Annotated in this window: 13 protein-coding genes and 1 riboswitch; of the genes, 9 read left to right on the top strand and 4 right to left on the bottom strand. The window is 70.3% G+C overall.

The genetic code is table 11. From position 1 onward, the window contains the following. The first annotated feature begins 254 nt into the window (after window positions 1–254). From ACFC2L_RS14720 to ACFC2L_RS14690, 7 genes are all read left to right on the top strand, one after another. Window positions 255–632 carry a hypothetical protein gene (locus ACFC2L_RS14720; RefSeq protein WP_375825027.1) on the top strand — a complete coding sequence of 126 codons (378 nt, stop codon included), beginning with the start codon at window positions 255–257 and terminating at the stop codon, window positions 630–632. Continuing rightward, window positions 625–3,303: a CFI-box-CTERM domain-containing protein gene (locus tag ACFC2L_RS14715; RefSeq protein ID WP_375825026.1), complete on the top strand. Its 2,679-nt coding sequence runs from the start codon at window positions 625–627 to the stop codon at window positions 3,301–3,303. The genes ACFC2L_RS14720 and ACFC2L_RS14715 overlap by 8 nt, the downstream gene beginning before the upstream one ends. Continuing rightward, window positions 3,284–3,967: a VWA domain-containing protein gene (locus tag ACFC2L_RS14710; RefSeq protein ID WP_375825025.1), complete on the top strand. Its 684-nt coding sequence runs from the start codon at window positions 3,284–3,286 to the stop codon at window positions 3,965–3,967. Before ACFC2L_RS14715 ends, ACFC2L_RS14710 begins: the two co-directional genes overlap by 20 nt. 24 nt (window positions 3,968–3,991) lie before the next feature. Further along, window positions 3,992–4,741 carry a PP2C family serine/threonine-protein phosphatase gene (locus ACFC2L_RS14705; protein WP_375825060.1) on the top strand — a complete coding sequence of 250 codons (750 nt, stop codon included), beginning with the start codon at window positions 3,992–3,994 and terminating at the stop codon, window positions 4,739–4,741. Window positions 4,742–4,832: 91 nt separating this feature from the next. Beyond that, a complete protein-coding gene (locus ACFC2L_RS14700) occupies window positions 4,833–5,327 on the top strand; it encodes a hypothetical protein (protein WP_154797649.1) in 495 nt (164 codons plus the stop codon). Window positions 5,328–5,379: 52 nt separating this feature from the next. Further along, the gene (locus ACFC2L_RS14695; protein ID WP_216609982.1) at window positions 5,380–5,886 is read left to right on the top strand and encodes a helix-turn-helix domain-containing protein; all 507 of its coding nucleotides are present in this window, start codon (window positions 5,380–5,382) and stop codon (window positions 5,884–5,886) included. Beyond that, complete coding sequence (locus ACFC2L_RS14690; protein WP_154797648.1) at window positions 5,873–6,289, top strand: hypothetical protein; 417 nt, start codon at window positions 5,873–5,875, stop codon at window positions 6,287–6,289. Before ACFC2L_RS14695 ends, ACFC2L_RS14690 begins: the two co-directional genes overlap by 14 nt. A 13-nt stretch (window positions 6,290–6,302) precedes the next feature. Here the strand turns inward: ACFC2L_RS14690 and ACFC2L_RS14685 are convergent, their stop codons facing one another. After that, complete coding sequence (locus tag ACFC2L_RS14685; protein ID WP_375825024.1) at window positions 6,303–7,562, bottom strand: GTPase; 1,260 nt, start codon at window positions 7,560–7,562, stop codon at window positions 6,303–6,305. A 178-nt stretch (window positions 7,563–7,740) separates the two neighbouring features. On the opposite strand from ACFC2L_RS14685, the gene ACFC2L_RS14680 reads away from it, so the two are divergent. Both ACFC2L_RS14680 and ACFC2L_RS14675 read left to right on the top strand, forming a co-directional pair. Further along, window positions 7,741–14,238 carry a DEAD/DEAH box helicase gene (locus ACFC2L_RS14680; protein WP_375825023.1) on the top strand — a complete coding sequence of 2,166 codons (6,498 nt, stop codon included), beginning with the start codon at window positions 7,741–7,743 and terminating at the stop codon, window positions 14,236–14,238. Window positions 14,239–14,303: 65 nt separating this feature from the next. Beyond that, on the top strand, window positions 14,304–16,574 hold the full coding sequence (locus tag ACFC2L_RS14675) for a 3'-5' exonuclease (protein ID WP_375825022.1): 2,271 nt from the start codon (window positions 14,304–14,306) through the stop codon (window positions 16,572–16,574). A 27-nt stretch (window positions 16,575–16,601) separates the two neighbouring features. On the opposite strand, the gene ACFC2L_RS14670 is transcribed toward ACFC2L_RS14675, so the two are convergent. The 3 genes from ACFC2L_RS14670 to ACFC2L_RS14660 form a co-directional block, all read right to left on the bottom strand. Beyond that, window positions 16,602–18,353: an NERD domain-containing protein gene (locus tag ACFC2L_RS14670; RefSeq protein ID WP_375825021.1), complete on the bottom strand. Its 1,752-nt coding sequence runs from the start codon at window positions 18,351–18,353 to the stop codon at window positions 16,602–16,604. Continuing rightward, entirely contained in the window at window positions 18,350–18,955 is a 606-nt protein-coding gene (locus tag ACFC2L_RS14665; RefSeq protein WP_375825020.1) for a hypothetical protein, read from the bottom strand. The genes ACFC2L_RS14670 and ACFC2L_RS14665 overlap by 4 nt, the downstream gene beginning before the upstream one ends. A gap of 66 nt (window positions 18,956–19,021) precedes the next feature. After that, a riboswitch (SAM riboswitch) is annotated at window positions 19,022–19,137 on the bottom strand. An 11-nt stretch (window positions 19,138–19,148) separates the two neighbouring features. Then, window positions 19,149–20,003: a hypothetical protein gene (locus ACFC2L_RS14660; protein ID WP_375825019.1), complete on the bottom strand. Its 855-nt coding sequence runs from the start codon at window positions 20,001–20,003 to the stop codon at window positions 19,149–19,151. Window positions 20,004–20,082: the final 79 nt, after the last annotated feature.

Here is a 20,082-nt window from a genome sequence, read left to right as displayed (position 1 = left end):
GGTGAAAATCGTCTCGCACCTCTCATATCGGAAGGCGTCGTGTGTAGGTTCGACCCGTCGTCGGTGGACGAGGCTGGGCGCGTCCGGGAAGAAGGAGCCACATGGCACGTCGGTCCGTCACGAGCAGCTGGTCGCGCCCCGCTACAGGCCGTCAGATCGCAGCGCTGAAGGCGCACGGGAACTACGACGGCAAGTACTACTCGGTAGGCCGAGCGAGCCAGACGATCGGCCGATCGGTCCGCGGTTCGTCGGGCGTGAGCACCTCCACCCGGCGCTCCTGGGACGCTCCGGCATTCCCGACTTCCACCGCGCGGCTCCTCGCGGATCTCCTGCAAGTGCCGAACGAGTTCGACGCGCTCATCGGGGCTGCCCAGGGGCCGGACTTGTCGAGCCGCTCCACGACCGATTGTGACCCCGTCGAATCCATCGAGATCACGGTCGTCCCGGATGAGTCCACGCCGACCGAACCCCGCATCACGTTCGAGTCGACCGTCGTGAGAAATTCCGAGTGGTCGGAGGCTGCGGTCCTTGACGTCCGGTTCATGAGCAACGTCCGGTTCGCCAAGGGGATCGCGTCCCGACAAGGATCCTCCGCGCCTCAGTTCATGAGTGGTGTCGAGTTCGATGACTAGTCCCGGGGCCACGCGGATCGACCCCGTCGAGCTCGTGGGGGCAGAGTCACGGCTCTTCGTCGACACCAACGTCTTCATGGACACCGACCCACGACGCGAGGGCGGCCTCCGAAGTCTCCTCGAGCGGATCGCACCAGCGATCCTGCAGCACGACCGGCCGGTGATCGTCCCCACGAAGGTCATCGACGAGCTCACGGCGAAGAGCCGTGCAAGCACCGCCGATCTCGACGAGCCCGGCGCCGCTGCAACCCGGAAGGCGAAGAACGCGCTCGTCTTCCTCCGTTCGGCGGAGGCCGCCGGACTCGTCCGCAACGATCTCGGCGACGGATCCAACCCCTACGCCGACGACCTGTTCGTCAATCTGTTCGAGGCGTACTCGCCGAAGTACGCGATGTTCCTGATCACGAACGATGTCACGCTGCTCCTCCGGATCAACCTTCTGGGCCGTAGCAGCGCACACCCGGTGCGCGCGGGGAGTCTCACCCCCGACGGTCTGATGGAGTGCGAAGACCCTCGGGTCCTCTACGGGCGCGGGCAGCGCAAGCTCCGCCGCATCAGCACCGCCCTGGAGACTGGAGAGGGAGCCCGCAAGGACCACCTCGAGGCGGCATCGCTGAAGTCCGTGCTCCTCGCGTACGGCGACGCGTTCGACCTGTCTGCGGAAGAGGACTCGCGGGACGGTCGCCCGAGAACGTCCCACGGCACCAGCAGCGACGTCCCACCGCGGCCCCGACCCGCACCCTTCGCTGCCGACGCCGCGTACCAGGGTCCCGACGAGGTGCTGCCCGTCCGCCACATCCCGAGCGAGGGCGACCGTGTCTGCGTGGTGTCGCCGGGGAACACGTACGAGTGCACGCTACTCGGCAGGCTCGGTGAGGGAGGCGAGGGCAGCGTCTACGCGGTGTCTGACACCCACGTCGTGAAGATCTTCGACGGCGACCACATCACGGTCCATCGCGAGGAGAAGATCCGGCTGCTCGTCGGTCGGCAGCTGGACGAACCGGGCATCTGCTTCCCCCAGGCGTTCGTCACCGACCTGGACGGCTCGTTCGTCGGCTACCTCATGCCGAGAGCGAGCGGACGAGAGTTCTCCAAGTCCCTGTTCAACCCGAGACGGTTCCGGAACGAGTATCCCGGCTGGACCAAGTCGGATCTGGTCGATGTCGCGATCTCCTTCCTGGAGAAGGTTGACTACCTGCACTCCCAGAACATCCTCCTCGGCGACATCAACCCCAAGAACCTCCTCGTCGACGCCAACAAGGACGTCTGGGTCATCGATGCCGACTCGTGGCAGCTCGAGGGATACCCGTGCCCCGTCGGAACCGAGATGTTCAGCGCGCCATCGGTGATCGGGAGGCGCTACCCGGACTTCCTGCGCACCATCGAGGACGAGCGCTTCGCCGTCGCGACGATGCTCTTCATGATCCTCATCACGGGGCAATTCCCGTACGCCAGGTCCGGATCGGACGGCGACATCGTCAGGCTCATCAAGGAGGGCAGCTTTGCCTTCCAGTACAAGGAGAACTCGAACCAGGACCAGCCCGCAGGGAACTGGCGCTTCATGTGGAGCCACCTCCAGGTCGGCCTCAAAGGGCTGTTCTGGCACACCTTCCACCGTGACGGCGACCGCTACGACGACCGCCCCACGGATCAGGAGTGGCTCGCGGCCTTCCGTGGTTACAGGAGATATCTCGGCAGCCCCGCGAACTTCGATCCGCTGTCGAACGACGTCTACCCGACGCGGTTCAAGGCGATGTCTCCGGATACACCCCTGTACGAGTGCTCCGGGTGCGGGGCGTCGATGGCCGGCATCTGGAGCGACACCACCAAGTCCTACGCGACCCCCTCCCTCTGCCTCAAGTGCAAGGCGCATCAACCTGCGTGCGCCGATTGCGGACGGCGCCGATCGTCGCTCAAGGACGGGCGGTGCTACGACTGCAACCAGGGCACCTGCGCGTCCTGCGGCCGCGGCATCCGCAAGCAGTACCTCGTCCGCGGTCGGTGCAACGCGTGTCAACCGATCGCCTGCAAGGGCTGCGGCCTCGAGTCCGAGAGGTCGACGCTCTCTTCCGGCCGTTGTGCCCGCTGTCGGGCCGCGGACGCCGCTCGCCGAGCGGAGCAGCAGAAGAGGGGACGAACCATCGATCCGACCCGCCTGTGCACACGTTGCGGCAAGACGTTCATCACCCACGGCAACGTCGAGTGGCATCAGACGAACAACAAGCCCGTACCGACTGCCCACCGGCGCGACGCCCCTGCGTGCGTACCGGTCCAGTCGCGTCCGGGCACCGGGGCCCCGAAGCCGTCGACAGACGGCAAGGCAGGGGGCTCCGGCGGGTGCTTCGTGGCGACAGCTGTCTACGGCTCATACGACTGCCCCGAGGTCTGGGTCCTGAGGCGCTGGAGGGACACTCGCCTCCGAACGACCGCTCCTGGACGACTGTTCGTCCGCTGCTACTACCGGTGGAGCCCGCCTCTGGTGGCTCATGTCGGGGAGAAGCCGTGGTTCACGACCCCCGTCCTCCACCTGCTGAACCGCGTCGTCAGGACGCTCAAGCGATCCGGGTTCGGTGACGAGCCCTACCAAGACACTGATCCCATCGGGTCGGAAGTCCGACGACCCGGTGGCAACCCGACCGAGGGAGACGTACGTGGCGCAGCTCAATATTGAGACAGAGGACCTGGTCGAGAACCCGACGCCCCGCGTGCCGGTCGCTATCTGCATCGACACCAGCGGCTCGATGTCCGGTGACCCGATCCGCGAGCTCGTGGCCGGTGTCAACCAGTTCTACGACGCGATCGATGAGGACGACGACGCCCACGACGCCGCCGAGGTGTGCATCGTCGAGTTCAACTCGGGGGCGAAGGTCATCCAGGAGTTCGCGAGCGTCGAACGTCTTCAGCGGATCACGACCATCGCGCCGACAGGTCTCACCTACATGGGTGAAGGGGTCAACCTCGCCCTGGACACGCTCGATGCGCGAAAGCGGCTCTACTCGGACAACGGCGTCCTCTACTACCAGCCATGGCTCGTCCTCATGACCGACGGTGGACCGAACGGTGACCGCGCCGCGCTCGATCGCGCAGTGCAGCGCGTGACGGACCTCGCCGGGAACAAGAAGCTCACCGTCTTCGCGATCGGTATCGGGGCTGGCGCCGACATGGACGTCCTGGCACGGTTCAGCCCGACGCGTCCGCCACTCCGCCTCCAGGGTCTCCACTTCAAGGAGTTCTTCGAGTGGCTCTCCAAATCCGTGGCACGCGTCTCTCAGTCGAGCCCTGGCGACACCGTCAAGCTGGACCTCGCGGGCCTCGCCGGATGGGCGGAGCTGTAGTTGTTCAAAGAGTTTCACCACCAGGTGCGGGGGCGGGGTCACGCCGAGGACGGGACCGTGTGCCAGGACCGCACCCAGTACGTGTCGCGGGGAGGGGTTCAGGCGATCTGCCTGTCCGACGGCGCGGGAACGGCGCCCCGGTCGGAGTACGGGGCACAGGCGATCACCGATGCAGGTACTCGCTTCCTCGTCGACAACTTCGAGGAGCTCCTCGCGAACGACGACGGCCGTGCCGTCAAGGAGGCGGTCTGCCAGCACCTCCTGGGCGTACTCGCACGAACCGCGGACCGCCTTGGCTGCCAGGTCGCGGACCTCGCAGCCACGTTTCTCGCGGTGGCCGTCTCGGGCGACAGGTTCATCGCCGTGCACACCGGGGACGGTGTGATCGGATACGTGAAGGACGGCGCGCTGCGTTTGATGTCCTCACCCGACAACTCCGAGTTCGCGAACCAGACGACCTTCGTCACCACGCGAGGAGCGGTCACGAGCACGCGCCTGTTTCGCGGTGAGACCGACGGGATCTCTGGTTTCATCGTGATGAGTGACGGCACCGGAGCCAGCCTGTACGACTCGCGCTCGGCGACGCTCGCACGAGCCTGCTCCACGCTCATCTCAGTTGTGGGCAGGGCTCCCACCGCTCAGGTACGCAACCCCACCTTCAAGAAGCAGCTGCGGCGGGTCGTCGACACCACCATCCGGAACCGGACGAAGGACGACTGTTCGCTGGCGATCCTGGCACGAGCCTCGAATGCCGGGCACCTTGACACACCGTGACGATGCACCACGTGCGACGTGGTTCATGTGCGTGCTTCTGTGCTGGTCAGACCGCCAAGAGCCTGTCGGTGGGCAGGTCTAGGTTCGCTCCATGCAGATCGCCCAACCTCCAGGCGCGCGTTCCTGTCGCTCCGGCGACGGACCAGGTGTCGGCGGCTCATGGAAGCACGTCGGCGACCCTTCCTTGCCGACCCCTATCGCTGAGCTGCGCGACGTCATCACGGCATGCGCACCGGTCGACAGGGCAGTGCTCTTCGCCGAGGTGACACACCTGCTCAACCGTGCCGAGAGCGGCGAGCTCGAGTTCGTCCGCGGGACGGGACGTGATCGCTCGGGTGACGTGGACCTGATGGAGACCACGGGCTGCGTCCTGGAGCTCCGGCTCACCACCCGGACCGGCGCCTCGAACGGGAGACGCCACGTGCGGTTCTACTTCATCGAGCCGTCGCGGCACGACCGCCTGCTCCTCGGTCTGAAGGTCGCTTCGAAGTCACCGGGTCGCATCGGTCTCGACGAGCAGACGCGGCACGCACTCGAGGCGCGATCCCGAGCAGAAGCGTGGGAGATCACACGGCAACAGGTCTAGGCACAGCAGCCGCCGGGTGGGAGTATTACTCAAAGGTAATAGGAGGTGTGCAGTGGATCTCGCAGCAATGCTCGGCATCGACACGACCGACCCCATCCAGGAGCGGGCTGCCGCACAGGTCGCAGAGGACCAGGCGATGATCGATGCTCTCGTCAGCCATCGGCGGGCGACGTCGACGCAGCGCGACGTCGCCGACCTCATGGGAATTTCGCAGGCAGCGGTCGCACGGATCGAGGCCGCGAACCGTGATCCCCGACTGTCGACATTGCGCCGATACGCCGTCGCCGTCGGAAAGGTCGTCCGGCACACGGTCACGGACGTCTCCGATCCGGGGTGCTGGTCGACGGGCCGACACGAAGTTCGCCTCGTCGTCGCCGGAGACTCCGGCGTGGGCAGTTCTCGCTTCTACACAGAGAACGCGCCGCACGAATCCGAGATCTTGCACGCAGTCTCGCGAGACCATCGGACCGGCACTACCCGCCAGATGCGCGTGTCGCTTGGCGATGCGCGCGGCACTGACCTGGCGGCCTACGCAGGCGCGACACGTGCGACTGTCTGAACGCGGCTTCGGTGGCATCGAAGCCATCTTCACGCTTGCCCTCGGTGCCGAACGGCGTCGGATCGGCCCGGACCCCGAGACCCTCGACATCTCGATCGGGATGGAGATCAACCCGATCGAGCAGACCGTGCTCTGGCGGGTCGACTACCGGGTAGACGTCCGCGACCAGCGCGTCGAGGACGACTCCCCCGACCGTGGCGTGTTCGGAGTGCACGCTGCCTACGCGGTGGCACTCTCACCGGATGTCGAGCTGGACGACCACGGATCGCTCGTCAGCGCGCTCTGGCCGCACGCCCGAGCAGAACTGATCAACCTCATCCCACCCGTCGCCGGCAAGAGCCTTGGCCTGCCGATGTCCTTGGACCTCGCGGCGGTGGAAGCAGACCGCATGGCTGGCGAGTGAGGCGCGCTTCGAGCTACTTCGAGCTCGCAGCGGAGGCCCCCGAAGCCGTTGATCTCATGCCCTTGAGCTTCGACTCGAGCACGACCATGATGATGGGCTTCAGGTAGCTGAGCAGAGGCCCGATCTTGTCGGGGTCGATCTTTCCCGACGCGATTCGGTCGCACAGGAAGAGCCACGCCTCACCGGCCGCGTAGGTCCAGGCGCTCGCGACAGCTGCATTGATCACCGATCCCACGCCCGGGATGGCCTTGACCAGGCTCGCGGCCGCGGCACGACCCGTCAGCTGCAGAGCCAGCTGGAAGAGCGCCGTACCTCCACCGAGCACGCCCTTGAGGCTCAGCCCGTACATGCGGGCGACCTGCCCCATCATGCCGAGTTGGATCGGCGCCAGGACGGCGGCGGTGGCGACGGGCACCGGGATGGCTGCTGCGCCTGCGGCCGAGGCAGCTGCGGCAGCGATCAGCCCGCGCGCCGCGCGACGCTTCTTCTCCGCATCCAGCTTCTGCGCGGCGTCGATCGCGTCTCGAAACGTCGCATCAGCGGCGGCACGCGTCTCGTCCAGGAGCTTGAGCAACCCCTCGGACGGAGTCCTCGAACGGGTGAAGCAGAGGGCCGGCTGCCCGTCGTGACGCGTCCACAGGCCGTCGACGTTGTTCCAGATCCACCGGCCGAACTCGAGGATTTCCTCCATCTCGTCTTCGCGCACCTTGGTCACCACACCGATGACCGGGATGTTCCGCGACGCGAGCTCCGCGATCGCCTTGCGGTGCGCATCCTCGACTCGGCGTGTCCCCTGGTCCCAGCAGAACCAGGCGAGATGGATGCGATCCTCTTCGGGCCCCTTCTGGATCGCGGTCAGATCATCCTTGATGATCGAGACTGGGTCGCGGCCATGCTTGCCCAGCTCGAAACCGGGGAAGTCGTAGAGTCGGAGCGTGCCGGCGTCGTTGTCATGAGGCTTGACCTCCTGTGTCACGGGAGCACCGACGCCGACCTCGGCACGGACTTCGCCGAAGATCGCGTTGACAAGGCTGGACTTGCCCGCCCCGGTGTTTCCCAGGACCGCGAGGTTGAAGCGCGGGACGACTTCGTGGAGCGACTCCCACCCGTCCGCAAGGTGTTCAGCAGCCTCGTCCTCGGTCAGGTACGCAACGTCGTCGAGGCGAAACGCTTCGTGGGCGCGAGCCGTGGTGGGATCGCCCATCTCCGCGTACTGCTCCTGCGCTTCCTGCCACTGGCGGAGGAACTCATCGGGGATGTCGCTCTCACTCATGCCCGGAGGCTACCGGTCGACCGCGCAGCACATTCTCCCCGAACGGGTGAAATCCACGCGCCCGGACCGAACGCAGAAGTGCAGACAACAGCTCTCTCGCCGCTCCGCCCGAGCAGGCATGCGATCGCCTCCGCGAAGGAACGACTCGCGATGACCGAGAATCTGACAGCATGCCTCCGTGAGTGAGCTCCTCCCCGTGTCCCAGGCCGAGTCCCTGCGCGCTGCGCTGCTGGAGTACCTGGGCACGACGTTCGCCCTCGCCGACGCGAGCACGCGGGCGTCGTTGGAGGACTTTCTCCGTTCACCGAGCACCGGCCTGTTCCGCGGTCCGTACGTGCGACTCCGGCTGCCTTTTCGGCCGGCCGAGCCCGGCTGGCGTGAGTCGTTGGACTGGTACGGCGGGTACCCGCAGCCGTACGGGCACCAGGCGGACGCGTTCCGGCGGCTCTCCTCGCTCGCACCGGACGGTGGGCTGCGCCGCCCCCAGCCCACCTTGGTCACGACGGGCACGGGGTCGGGCAAGACAGAGTCGTTCCTGTACCCGATCCTCGACCACGCTCTGCGCGCGAAGAGGGCGGGGCTCGGCGGTATCAAGGCGGTCATCCTCTACCCGATGAACGCGCTCGCCAACGACCAGGCCAAGCGCCTGACCGAGCTGTTGACGTCGCCGTCGAACTCGGAGCTGCGCGGTATCACCGCGGCCCTGTACACGGGCGAGGAGGGCCCCACGCGGACGAAGGTGACGACGGCTGGGCTGATCACGGATCGCCCGGTGATCCGGGACTCGCCGCCCGACATCCTCCTGACGAACTACAAGATGCTCGACCAGCTGCTGCTGCGCCGGGACGACGCGAAGCTGTGGTCCGCGAGCGCCCGGTCCCTGCAATACCTGGTGCTCGACGAGTTCCACACGTACGACGGCGCGCAGGGCACGGACGTCGCGATGCTGATCCGGCGGCTCGGCCTCGCGCTGAAGTCGTACTGGCCGACGGATCCCGGCGACCGCGCGGCAGCAGGACTCACGGACGCGGACGTCGCGCGCCCGCTGGGGATCGTCACACCCGTCGCGACGTCCGCGACGTTGGGCGACAAGGGTGACCCGTCGGCGATGCTCGACTTCGCGCGGACCGTGTTCGGCGAGGAGTTCGGGCCCGACTCGGTCGTCACGGAGTCGCGCCTGCCGCTCGACGAGTGGGTGGGCGACGCTGTGGAGCGCGCCGCTGCCCGCGGGTTGCGGGCGGTGGAGGTGGACGACGTCGTCGCTCGGCTCCTCCTCGACGACCTCGCTGCGGTCGACCCGACCGACGTCGGCGCCCTCACGCGCACGGTGCTGCGCAACCTGTTCCGCACGGACACCGGAGACGCCGAGTTCGTCGACCCGACGTCCGACCGACCCGATCTCTCGGGCGACTCGCACGACGCCCTCCTCTGGCTCGCGAAGGCGCACCCGATCGTCTCCGGGGAACGTGGTCTGGTCCGGCTCGCCGCACAGGCGGTGGACCTGTCGGTGCTCGTCCGGGATGCGTTCCCGCCGTCGTCCGACCCGTCGTGGCCGGTCCGCGCGGAACAGACCCTCACCGCGCTGCTCTCCGCCTTGTCGCACCTGCGCGCGAGGACCGGTCGCGGCGCTCTGTCCGTCGACGTCCACCTGTGGACGCGCGAGCTGACTCGGCTCAACAGGACCACCGCGGGAGTGGCACAGTTCCGCTGGCAGGACGACGGCGTCGTCGTGCAGGACGCGGACGAGGACGGCCCGGGCGGCGGGACGCACGCGTTCCCCGCCCTGTACTGCCGGCACTGCGGCCGCTCGGGCTGGGGCGTCGCCCTCGCCCCGACCGGCACGGACCTGGACACGCACGACGACGACATCCGCGGCCGGCACCTGCGCGGCGACGACCGGTTCCGGGCCCTCGTCCACGCCCCCGCCGAGGGCGAGCGGGCCGAGGACGGCGAGAAGGTCGAGGGACTGCGGTGGTTCCTCGTCGGCCAGCGCCGCCTCGTCTCATCCCTGCCGGAGGGGGACGACACGGACGCCGGGGTCCTTCCCGTCCTCGTGCACCCGCTGGACGACGTCGGCGCGAAGCCCTCGAAGGACGACGACTGCCCGTCGTGCGGGCAGAAGGACGGCATCCGGTTCCTCGGGTCCGCGATCGCGACGCTGCTGTCCGTGTCGCTGTCCAGCCTGTTCGGCACAGCCGGGCTCGACCCGCGGGAGAAGCGGGCCCTCGTCTTCACCGACTCGGTGCAGGACGCCGCGCACCGCGCCGGGTTCGTGCAGTCCCGTTCGCACGCACTGACCCTGCGTGCGGTCATGCGCCACGCCGTCGGTGACGACCCGGTCGACCTCGCCACCCTCGTGGACAAGATGATCGCGGCCGCCGGCGACGACGGGAAGAAGCGGTACCGGCTGCTCCCGCCAGACCTCGCGGAGCGTGAGCCGTTCGCGCCGTTCTGGAAGAAGGGCCCGCGGGCCAAGGGCCAGGACAAGGTCCGGGACCGGGTGCGGCGTCGGCTCCTGCTCGACGTCCTCCTCGAGCACGGTCTGCGCTCCGCCGTCGGCCGGACGCTCGAGGCCACTGGGACGCTCGTCGCCGAGGTGCGCGTCGACCCACGCCCCCTGCTCGGCGCGGCACGGGCCACGCTCGACGAGGTCGACCGTCAGGAGGTGCTCGACGGCTTCTCCCCCACCGACGCGGAGCTGCGCGCCTGGGTGCGCGGTGTCCTCGAGCACATGCGTACCCGGGGGGCGATCGAGCACGAGTGGTTCCACACGTTCCGGCAGGAGGACGGCAACCGGTGGTGGATCACCGGCGGCCGCCGACGTCACGAAGGGATGCCCGGCTTCGGCAAGGGAGCCAGCGCACCGGGCTACCCGCGCGTCGGCGGCTCCGTCACCACCGGAGCCGGCACGAAGGCCGCCGGGGACGACCTGGAACCCGTCGGCTCCGCACGCGGCTGGTACGCGGCCTGGACGGCCAAGTGCCTGCACGTCGACAAGACGGAGGCGGCGACGCTCGCGCGCCTGCTGATGAAGCACCTCGCGCGGCTCGACGTCGTCGCCGGTCTCCTCTCGTCGTCCGGCGCCACGACGTACCACCTCGCGCCCCGGGACGTCATCGTCCAGGTCGCGACGACGGACGCCCTCCGCGACGGTGCCCTGTGCCTCGAGTGCAGCGACTGCGGGTCGGCCGTCCCGGCGACGTCCACGGTCGTCGACCAGCTCGATGGGGCACCGTGCCTGGTCGCCCGCTGCACCGGGCGTCTGCGCCGGCACGCCGTCGCGGACAACTTCTACCGCCGCATGTACGAGGACGCGGACCCGGCACGCGTCGTCGCGCGAGAGCACACCAGCATGCTCGAGGACGAGGTCCGCCTCGCGTACGAGAACGCGTTCAAGGCGAAGGATCCCAAGCCCGACGCCCCGAACGTCCTCGTCGCCACCCCGACGCTCGAGATGGGGATCGACATCGGCGAGCTGTCCGCCGTCATGCTGTCCTCCCTGCCCCGTACCGTCGCGTCGTACCTGCAGCGCGTCGGCCGCGCCGGGCGCGCGACCGGCAACGCCCTCGCGATCGCATTCGTCACCGCCCGCGGCGACCAGCTGCCACGGTTCGCCGACCCCGGCAGCGTCATCAACGGTGCCGTACGACCGCCTGCCACCTACCTCGACGCCGAGGAGATCCTGCGCCGCCAGTACGTGGCCTCCGTCGCCGACGAGCTCGCCCGCCGTGCCGACGCACCGCACCCGCGCACCGCGTCCGACGCGCTCGGCAGCAGCGAACCGGGCTCGTTCCTCGGCGAGCTCGTCGCGCTGTCCGAGGCGGAGGGACCCGCCCTGCTCGGCCGCTTCCTGGGCGGCTTCACCGACGTCTCCGACCCGGTGAAGGAGACGCTGCGCGCGTGGGCGCTGCCCACGGTGACCGCATCCGGCGAGAGCGTCCCGTCCGAGCTCGCCCGGCGCGCGCACACCGCCTCCCTCGCATGGCGGGGACGGATGGAGACCCTCGCGCACCGCGAGAAGGAGATCCAGACCGCGATCAACGCCGCGGACGGGCTGCGCATCAAGGCCGAGTCTCCCGCCGCGACCAGCGACGACGAACGCGCGCTGCGCACCGCGCAGGCCGCGCTCAAGCTCACCCAGTACCAGCAGGCGCGGGCCGCGACCGAGCACTGGGTAGGCGTGCTCGAGGAGCACGGGCTGCTCCCCAACTACACACTGCTCGACGACTCCGTCGCGCTCGAAGTCTCCCTGTCCTGGGTGGACCCCGACTCCCAGGAGTTCCGCACCGAGCTCATGGAGCTGGGCCGCGGATCCGCCCAGGCGCTGCGCGACTTCGCGCCCGGCTCCACCTTCTACGCGCGCGGGTACGCCATCGCGGTCGACGCGCTCGACCTCGGGCGGGACGACGACGCCGTCCGCACCTGGGCCTGCTGCCCGCACTGCGGGTTCACGCACGACGTCACGGACGCCTCGGCACCGGGCGGCACGGCCGCGCTCGCGGCCTGCCCGCGCTGCGGCAGTCCGGCCCTCGCTGATGTGGCCCAGCAGATCGAGGTCGTCGAGCTCAAGCGGGTCTCGTCCGTGATCCGGCGCGAGGAGGCGACGATCGACGACCGGAGCGACGAGCGCGAGCGCGAGCGGTTCACCATCCGCACCCTCGCCGACGTCGACCCCGCCGCCGTCACCCGGCAGTGGTTCGTCGAGGGCTACGGCTTCGGCGCGCGCTACCAGCGCCAGATGACCATCCGCTGGCTCAACCTCGGCCGGTCCTCCGCGCAGGGCGCGACCCTCGAGCTCGCAGGGCAGCCCCACGACGTCGCACTGTTCCGCGTCTGCGAACGGTGCGGCAAGCTCGACACCTCCACCGGTGCCAACCGCGCGTCGGAGCACCGCCCCTGGTGCCCCCTGCGACGGGCACGAGACGAGAGTGTCCGCACCGTCGCCCTGTCGCGGTCGCTCACCACCGAGGGCCTGGTGCTGCGGCTCCCCGAGTCCGTGACCCTGGGGGACGACTTCTCGCTCCCGTCGTTGCGCGCAGCCCTGCTCCTCGCGCTGCGGATCCGGATCGGCGGCGACCCGAACCACCTGGAGGTCACGGACGTCGTCGACCCCAGCCCTGCGGCCGGCAGCCCGGCCGAGGCCCTGCTCCTGCACGACGTCGTGCGCGGCGGCACCGGCTACCTCGCCGAACTCTCCGACCACGACGCCGTGTGGACCATGCTGCGCGACGCCTGGCGACACCTCGAGGACTGCCCGTGCCAGCACGACGGCAGGCTCGCGTGCGACCGGTGCCTCCTGCCGCACGCCGCGCCGCACCAGGTCGGGCACGTCTCCCGGGCCACGGCCGCGCGCCACCTCAGGTCGATCCTGCTCGGCACGTCGCAGGTCGGCGACGACGAGGTCCCCGCGACGAGCCCGTGGACGGTCACGGTGGACGAGCCCGACGTCACCGACCCCGAGTCCCACATCGAGCTGCTCTTCCGCAAGGTGCTCCGCGAGCGCCTGGAAAAGATGGGCGCGACCATCACGGAGAAGCCGGGGCCCCAGGGCAACACCTGGTCGGTCACCATGCCCGGCGGCGCACACTGGCGGCTCGAACCACAGGTGCTCGTCCACGACGCCGGGACCAAGCCCGACTTCGTCCTGCGCAGCGACCGGGCCGGTGTGCCGCCGACCGCGATCTACACCGACGGCTGGCAGTTCCACGCCTCCCCCGCCGTCAACCGCCTCGCCGACGACGCCACCAAGCGCCAGGCCCTGCGCGACCTCGGGTACCAGGTGCTCGCTTTCACGTGGGGAGACCTCGACGGGAGTCCGTCCGCCTCCGTCGCCGTGCCCTGGCTGCACCCGCAGGCCGTGGCGGCAGTGCTGGCCGGGGCGAAGGACGCGCTCTCCCCCACCACGGTCGGGCTGGTCACGCGGCCCGCGATCGACCTCCTGCTCGACTGGATCGAACGCCCCGACCCGACGGGCCGCGCACAGCTCGCCCGGTGGATGCCGCTCCTCGTCGCGCCTTCCTTGATCGGCGGGGTGATCTCCACCGAGGTCGGTATCGACACGATCGCGCTCGACGTGCTCGACGGTTCCGCCCTTCCGAGCGGGACGAAGTTCGGCGGGGTGTGGCACCAGGGGTCGATCGCGATCGGCGTCCGGGAGTTCACCCTCGGCACGTACGAGATCGCCGTCGTCCTGGACGACGCCGACGACGCCCTCGGGCACGAGCACCAGCCGGCATGGCGTGAGTGGCTGCGACTCGCCAACCTGTTGAACTTCCGCGAAGACCTCCCGCTGCGGGTCGTCACCCGGTCCACGCTCACCGGGCAGTCCATCGCCCCACCGTCCGCAGCCGATGCGGAGGCGAGCAGCCGGGTCGAGTCCGCACTCGCCGTCGTCCTCGAAGCCCACCCGGCCTGGCAGACGGCCCACACGATCGCGACCGCCGTCGAACGGGAGCTGCTCCAGCAGCTCCTGCCGCTCGCGGCCGACGGCGTGGAGGCCCCGACCATCGGCGACGAGTTCGGCGACGGCGTACCCCTGTCGTTGTCGTGGCCGGACCGTAAGGTGACCGTGCAGACGGACGCACTGGACGCCGCGACGCTCACCCAGCTCGACGCCGAGGGGTGGACGGTGCTCGGGCCCGACGCCGACGTCATCCGCACCGCCCTGACCGGCTGACCGGCAGCCTGCTTCGACCGCACTGCCAGCGACACCCGACCCACCGACCCCGGAGAACAGCACCGATGCCGCAGATCATCCTCGGACCGTCGTTCGGCAAGCTCGACGGCGCCGTGCGCAAGGCCGCGTACGCGTTCCTCGAGAAGCTCCAGGAGAGCGACGCCACCCCGGGCCTGCACATCGAGCCGATCAACGGTTCGGCCGACCCTCGAGTCCGCACCGGACGGGTCAACGACTTCTGGCGTGCCCTGCTCGTCAAGGTCCAGGGTCAGGCCGCGGAGGCGCACTACGTCTACCTCGGCACGTATCCGCACGACGAGGCGATCGCCCGCGCCAAGACCGCCGTGGTCCGCGTCAACCCGCGCAACGGCATCGCCGAGCTGGTCGAGGCCGCCGCGGCCGACACCACGACCGCAGCGACGGATCCCGCCGCGCCCCGGACCGGACGCGCCCGGCCCCAACCCGAGGACGTCGACCTCACCACGTACCCGCTCCTCCAGACGCAGGGCGTGTCCGTCGCCGACCTCGTCGACCTCGGGATCGACGCCACGATCGCGGACGCCGCCCTGACGGTCGAGACCGAGGACGAGCTGCTCGCGCTCGCGGGACGGGCGCCCGCGACCTGGCAGGGGGACGCCCTGCTCGACCTCGCCACCGGTGCAGGCCTCGCGACCGTGCGGGACAAGCTCGGCCTGACAGTCCCCGCCGTCGAGCCCGACCCCGAGAGCGACGACCAGCTTCTCGACGCCCTCAAGCAGCCTGCGGCGCAGATGGACTTCGCGTTCATCGAGGACGACGCGGCCCTGCGTGCAGCGATCGAGGACGACAACTTCGGCCGCTGGCGCGTCTTCCTCCACCCCGAGCAGCGCGACCACGCCTTCAAGAACCGGTCCGGCTCGTTCCGGCTCTCGGGCGGAGCCGGAACCGGGAAGACGGTGGTCCTCCTCCACCGCGCACGACACCTCGCGAGGAAGAACCCGGCGGCCCGCGTCGTCCTCACCACGTACAACCGGACCCTGGCGTCGTCACTGGAGGAGACCCTCCGGCTCCTCGACCCGACGCTCCCGATCGCGAAGAACCTCGGGGACCCCGGGGTGTACGTCGCCGGTGTCGACGCGCTCTCCCGCCGCGTGATCGCGAAGGCCGAGGACGTCCACGTCGCGTCGGCCGCCTGGGGCGAGACGGTCGCGTCCGTCCTCGGCCCGCGCTCGCCCTACGTCCTCGACCTCACCCCGGCCGCCCGGTGGGAGGCGGCACTCGCGTCCGTCGGCGCCGACCTCGCACCTGAGCTGCGGAGCCAGGCGTTCCTCCAGGCCGAGTACACGACGATCGTCGTCCCCCACCGCATCACGACACGGGACGAGTACCTGCGCGTCCGTCGCCCGGGACGCGGCGTCGCGCTGAGCAGGGTCCAGCGCATGGCCGTGTGGCGCGTCGTCGAGGCCTACCGCGCGTCCGCGGACGCCGCGGGATCGACCGACTGGGACGAGAAGGCGATGGTCGCCGCGACGCACCTCGACGCCCAGGCCGCGGCCGGGGTGCCGCGCGTCGCGGACCACGTCCTCGTCGACGAGGCGCAGGACCTCGCACCCGCCCGCCTCGTCTTCCTGCGGGCACTCGTCGCCCAGGGACCGGACGACCTCTTCCTCGCCGAGGACTCGCAGCAGCGCATCTACGGGCAGAAGGTCGTGCTGTCCCGGTACGGGATCAACATCGTCGGCAGGTCCCGGCGCCTCACCCTCAACTACCGCACGACCGCACAGGTGCTGCGCTACGCCGTCGGCGTGCTGGCCGGGGAGGACTGGATCGACATGGAGGCGGGAGACGCGGCCGCCACCGGCTACCGATCCGCGCGGTCCGGGCCCGCGCCCCGAGAGGTCCGGGCGTCCTCGCTCCTCGACGAGTACGAACAGGCTGCCGAGCTCGTCCGCGGCTGGCGCGACGCCGGGGACGCCCCCGAGACGATCGGCGTGCTCGTCCGCACCAAGAACACCGGCGACAAGGTCGTCCACGCGCTGAGCGAGCGCGGCGTCAAGGCGAAGTTCATCCAGGACGACGCCGCGACCGGGACCGGGAGCGTGCTCGTCATGACCATGCACCGCTCCAAGGGCATGGAGTTCAAGCGCGTCATCCTGTTCGGCGTCTCGTCGGACGAGCAGGGCTGGGGCTACGGGTTGTCGGCCCTGCCGGAGGCCGATCGCGCCGACGGCGAGCTGCGCGAGAGGTCCCTGCTCTACGTCGCGGCGACCCGTGCACGCGACGAGCTGGTAGTCCTGTGGAACGGTCGCCGCAGCGACCTGCTCCCCGCCCACGCCGAGGCGGCAACCGTCTCCTGACCGTTTCCCGGCCGGGGGCGGGCGCCGTCAGGCGTCCGCCCCCGACCCGACGGGTGCCCAGGCCTCCGCTTCCGTGAGCCGTCGTCGCACGGCCTCTCCCCCGACGCCCTCGATCCACGACCGGTCGCCGACGACGACGAGCAGCGAGCGGGCGCGTGACAGGCCGGTGTAGAGCATCTCGCGGGCTCGCGCCTCGTCCCGCACGCCGTTGACGGACAGGACGACCGCAGGGCGTTCGAGGCCCTTGAACCCGAGGACGTGCCCGAAGAACACGTCGTCCTCCGCGAAGAACGCGTCCCAGTAGGCGGCGTACCCGCCGAGGGTGACCTCGTTGACCTGGGCGGGGTGGCGCCGGCCCGTGGCCAGGAGCGCGACCTGGCCGGGGTTCCACCCTTCGTCGAGCAGCGCTTCGACGGCGTCGTCGGCGGCTTCCACGGCTGCGGCGGCGGGCACGTCGACGATCCGTACGCGGGGGCCGTTCATCCCTCGTGGGGTGAGGGTGTCGGGTGAGAGCGCGCCGAACACCTGGGCGATCTGCTTCGTGGAGCGCAGGTTCTCGCGCAGTGTCACGGGGACGAGCTGGAGCGGTACGTCGGCGGCGCGGGGGAAGACCCGTTGCGCGTCGTCGAGGAAGACGTAGAGGCCTCCCTCGTCCGGGTCGCGCAGGCACCGCAGGAGCGACGGCCACCAGAGGTCGCCGAAGTCCTGCGCCTCGTCCACGACGACGGCGTCGAACAGGTCCGTCGACGGACGCTCGCCCGCGAGCCGGCCGAGCTCGGTCGGCAGGTGCCGCTCCCAGTAGTCCGGGTCGTCGTCGGCGCCGCGCTCGGCGCCCCAGCTCAGCGGCAGGTCGTGGAACAGTCCCACGTAGGCGGGACGGTCGCGCGCCGGCCACGTCTGGGTGACGCGTTCGAGGTAGCGCCCGAGCCCCCGCGAGTAGCAGAGCAGGGCGACGCGCTCACCCGCCCGCGCACGCCGGCGCGCCTGCTCGAGCGCGAGCCACGTCTTGCCCGCCCCCGCGCCGCCGACGACCCTCATCCGGCGCACCTCGGAGAGCGCGTCGAGCACGCGGGCCTGGTCGCGGGTCATCTGCTCCAGGCGCGTCTCGTGCTCCAGGGCGAGCGACAGGTGCTCCGTCTGGCTGGGGAAGCCACCGGCGAGCGAGTCCACGAGGGCGGGGACGTCGTCGACCGCGAGCCCGGCATGGCCCTGGCCGTGCCGCTCGACGGCGCGCTTCACCCGCTCGGCGACGCCGCCCGACCGCTCCAGGTCGCCGCGGTCCACGAGCATGTCCCGCGGAAGGTCGACCGTCTCCCAGTCGCGCGGGACGTACCGGTGCGGGAACGCCACGAGGTGCGCGGTGCGCGCCTCTGCGGCCCACAGGTCGCGACGGCGCAGCAGGGCCTGCAGCGCGTGCCGAGCACCCTGGACCTGGCGCACCGGGTCGATGCGGTGCCGCCGGGGACCGTTGCCCTGGAACCAGGTGCCGTCGACCCGGTCGATGTGCCCGCCCTTGACCTCGATCGCGGCGAGCCCGACCCCTGGCCAGGCGACGAGGACGTCGATCTCGTACTCCTGCTCGTCCTCCTGCACGTGCACCCCGTGGAACAGCACGACGTCGTCGGGGAGCTGTTCGCGCAGCGCGTCCCACACGGCGCGCTCGGCGCCGCCGTCGTCGGGGAACGTCGGGTCGGGCGGGAACGCGAGCGGCATGTGCCGTTCGTACCGCACCGTGCCGACGACGTCACGGGTCTGACGACCTGCGGTCTCCCGCGTCACGGGATTTCACCCGCTGCGACGGCCACGGGGCTCGCGGGGTGCACGGCCCGTGCCCACGCGAGGAACGCGGCGCGGCGGGACACGGAGTCCGGCCCGCCGCCACCGCGGGTGCGCCAGTGGTCGAGTCGCGCAAAGTGCCGCACCGTCATGGGTGGCTGGGGCTCGACCCGGCGGTCGGGCTTCCTGTCCCAGAACGGTGCGTTCGTGTCGAGCTCGACGACGCCGAGGCCGCTCTCGCGCGCGCGCCGCCACCGCGTCGGGAACACGAGCGTGACGTAGGCCTCCATGCGCCGCAGCGTCTGGTGGTCCTGCGTGATCCCGGTCAGGGGTTCGGCACCGAGCGACGTGGCGATCGCGGCGTCGATCTTCTGGCACGCGTCGCACACGCGCCGCTCGATGTGGAAGCGGCTCGTCATCTGGACGCGTTCGCTCAGGCAGACGTGGCAGAGACGCAGGAACGGGTTGAACGAGCACCCGCGCGACGGGACCGGGCGCGGGTGCCCGGTGTGGACCGGGCACACGAGGTGCCCCTCGTCGCTCACGAGCAGCTGGCACGGGTCGTCGGTACGGACCCACAGGGTCATGGTCGGGGTCGGGTTCATCGGAGCAGCCCTTCGGTCAGGGCCGACGGCACCCGGGCGCGCAGCAACGCACCGAGGCGGACGTCGACCTCGCACTTCCCTGACCGTTCGGCCAGGGCCGGTCTTCCTCCTGGGGCACCGTGCGCGAGGGGCGCGGTTGCCGGACCGGCACGCGGAGGGCGTCTCGCCGGTCACTCGTGACCTGGGCAGATGTCTACCTCACCCGCTGATCGGACGCAACCTCGCTCCCCGGGCTGGCCGGGCCGTGCACCGGCCGGAGCGGCTCCAGACCGGGGTGATCTCTCAGCGCCTGCTCACCGTGCGTCCTGTACAGGGTCATCACCGCGGCGAAGGGGGCGTGGTCGCCGGTGAGCAAGAGCGGCTCGGTCGAGGAGAACTGGCAGACGAGGGCCCACCCGCCGGGTTCGGGGAACACCGCCGTCATCGCGGAGTAGTCGAACGACAGCCATCGCCCATGCACCTGGACCAGCAGCCGGTGGTTGCTCACGACGAGCCGGGAGACGCAGCGCTCACGCCACTGCTCTCGGGCCTGCGCCTGGGCGGCGCTGCGCTCGGCGGCGTTGGCGATCGCCGTCACGGCAAGGCCGGTGAGGACGAACGACGGCCGCCCGTAGTAGAACCCCGACGTCTGCGTGTAGCTGACAGTCGTCCCGTAGTAGCGCGCGTACCCGGCGGGCACGTCGCAGAAGAACTCCTCGCCCGCGTACGGGACGACGTCCCACACCCGCAGCGTGGGCGGAACCTCCCGCGCGAGGAGATGCCGGTGCAGGCCCTGGGCGTTCGCCCACGCGTGCGCGGCGGCGTCGCGCCGGCCGATCTCGGCACGCTCGGTCGCAGAGAACCGACCGCGGCTGCGCCGGTGCTCCCGGAATGTCCTGGCGCCCTTTGCGATCGCGACAGCGAGCAGGGCGACCGGCCCGAGGAACGCCACGGCGACCACCAGGAGCACGAGGAACGCCCACGCCCCGTGGTAGAGCTCGTGCCGGTTGAGCGCGTCGAGGGCGAGGACGCAAGCGAGGAACACGGCGGGTGCGGCGACGAGCGGCACGACCCATCGTGCGTGCCGCCGGACTCGTCCCGCCCTCGCCGCCGCGCGCGGATCCTCCATGAAGCAGCCCCCTGCTCAC

It is taken from the genome of Cellulosimicrobium sp. NPDC055967, assembly GCF_042269845.1.
Taxonomy (GTDB): Bacteria; Actinomycetota; Actinomycetes; order Actinomycetales; family Cellulomonadaceae; genus Cellulosimicrobium.
This window is presented reverse-complemented; position numbering and strand designations above follow the sequence as displayed.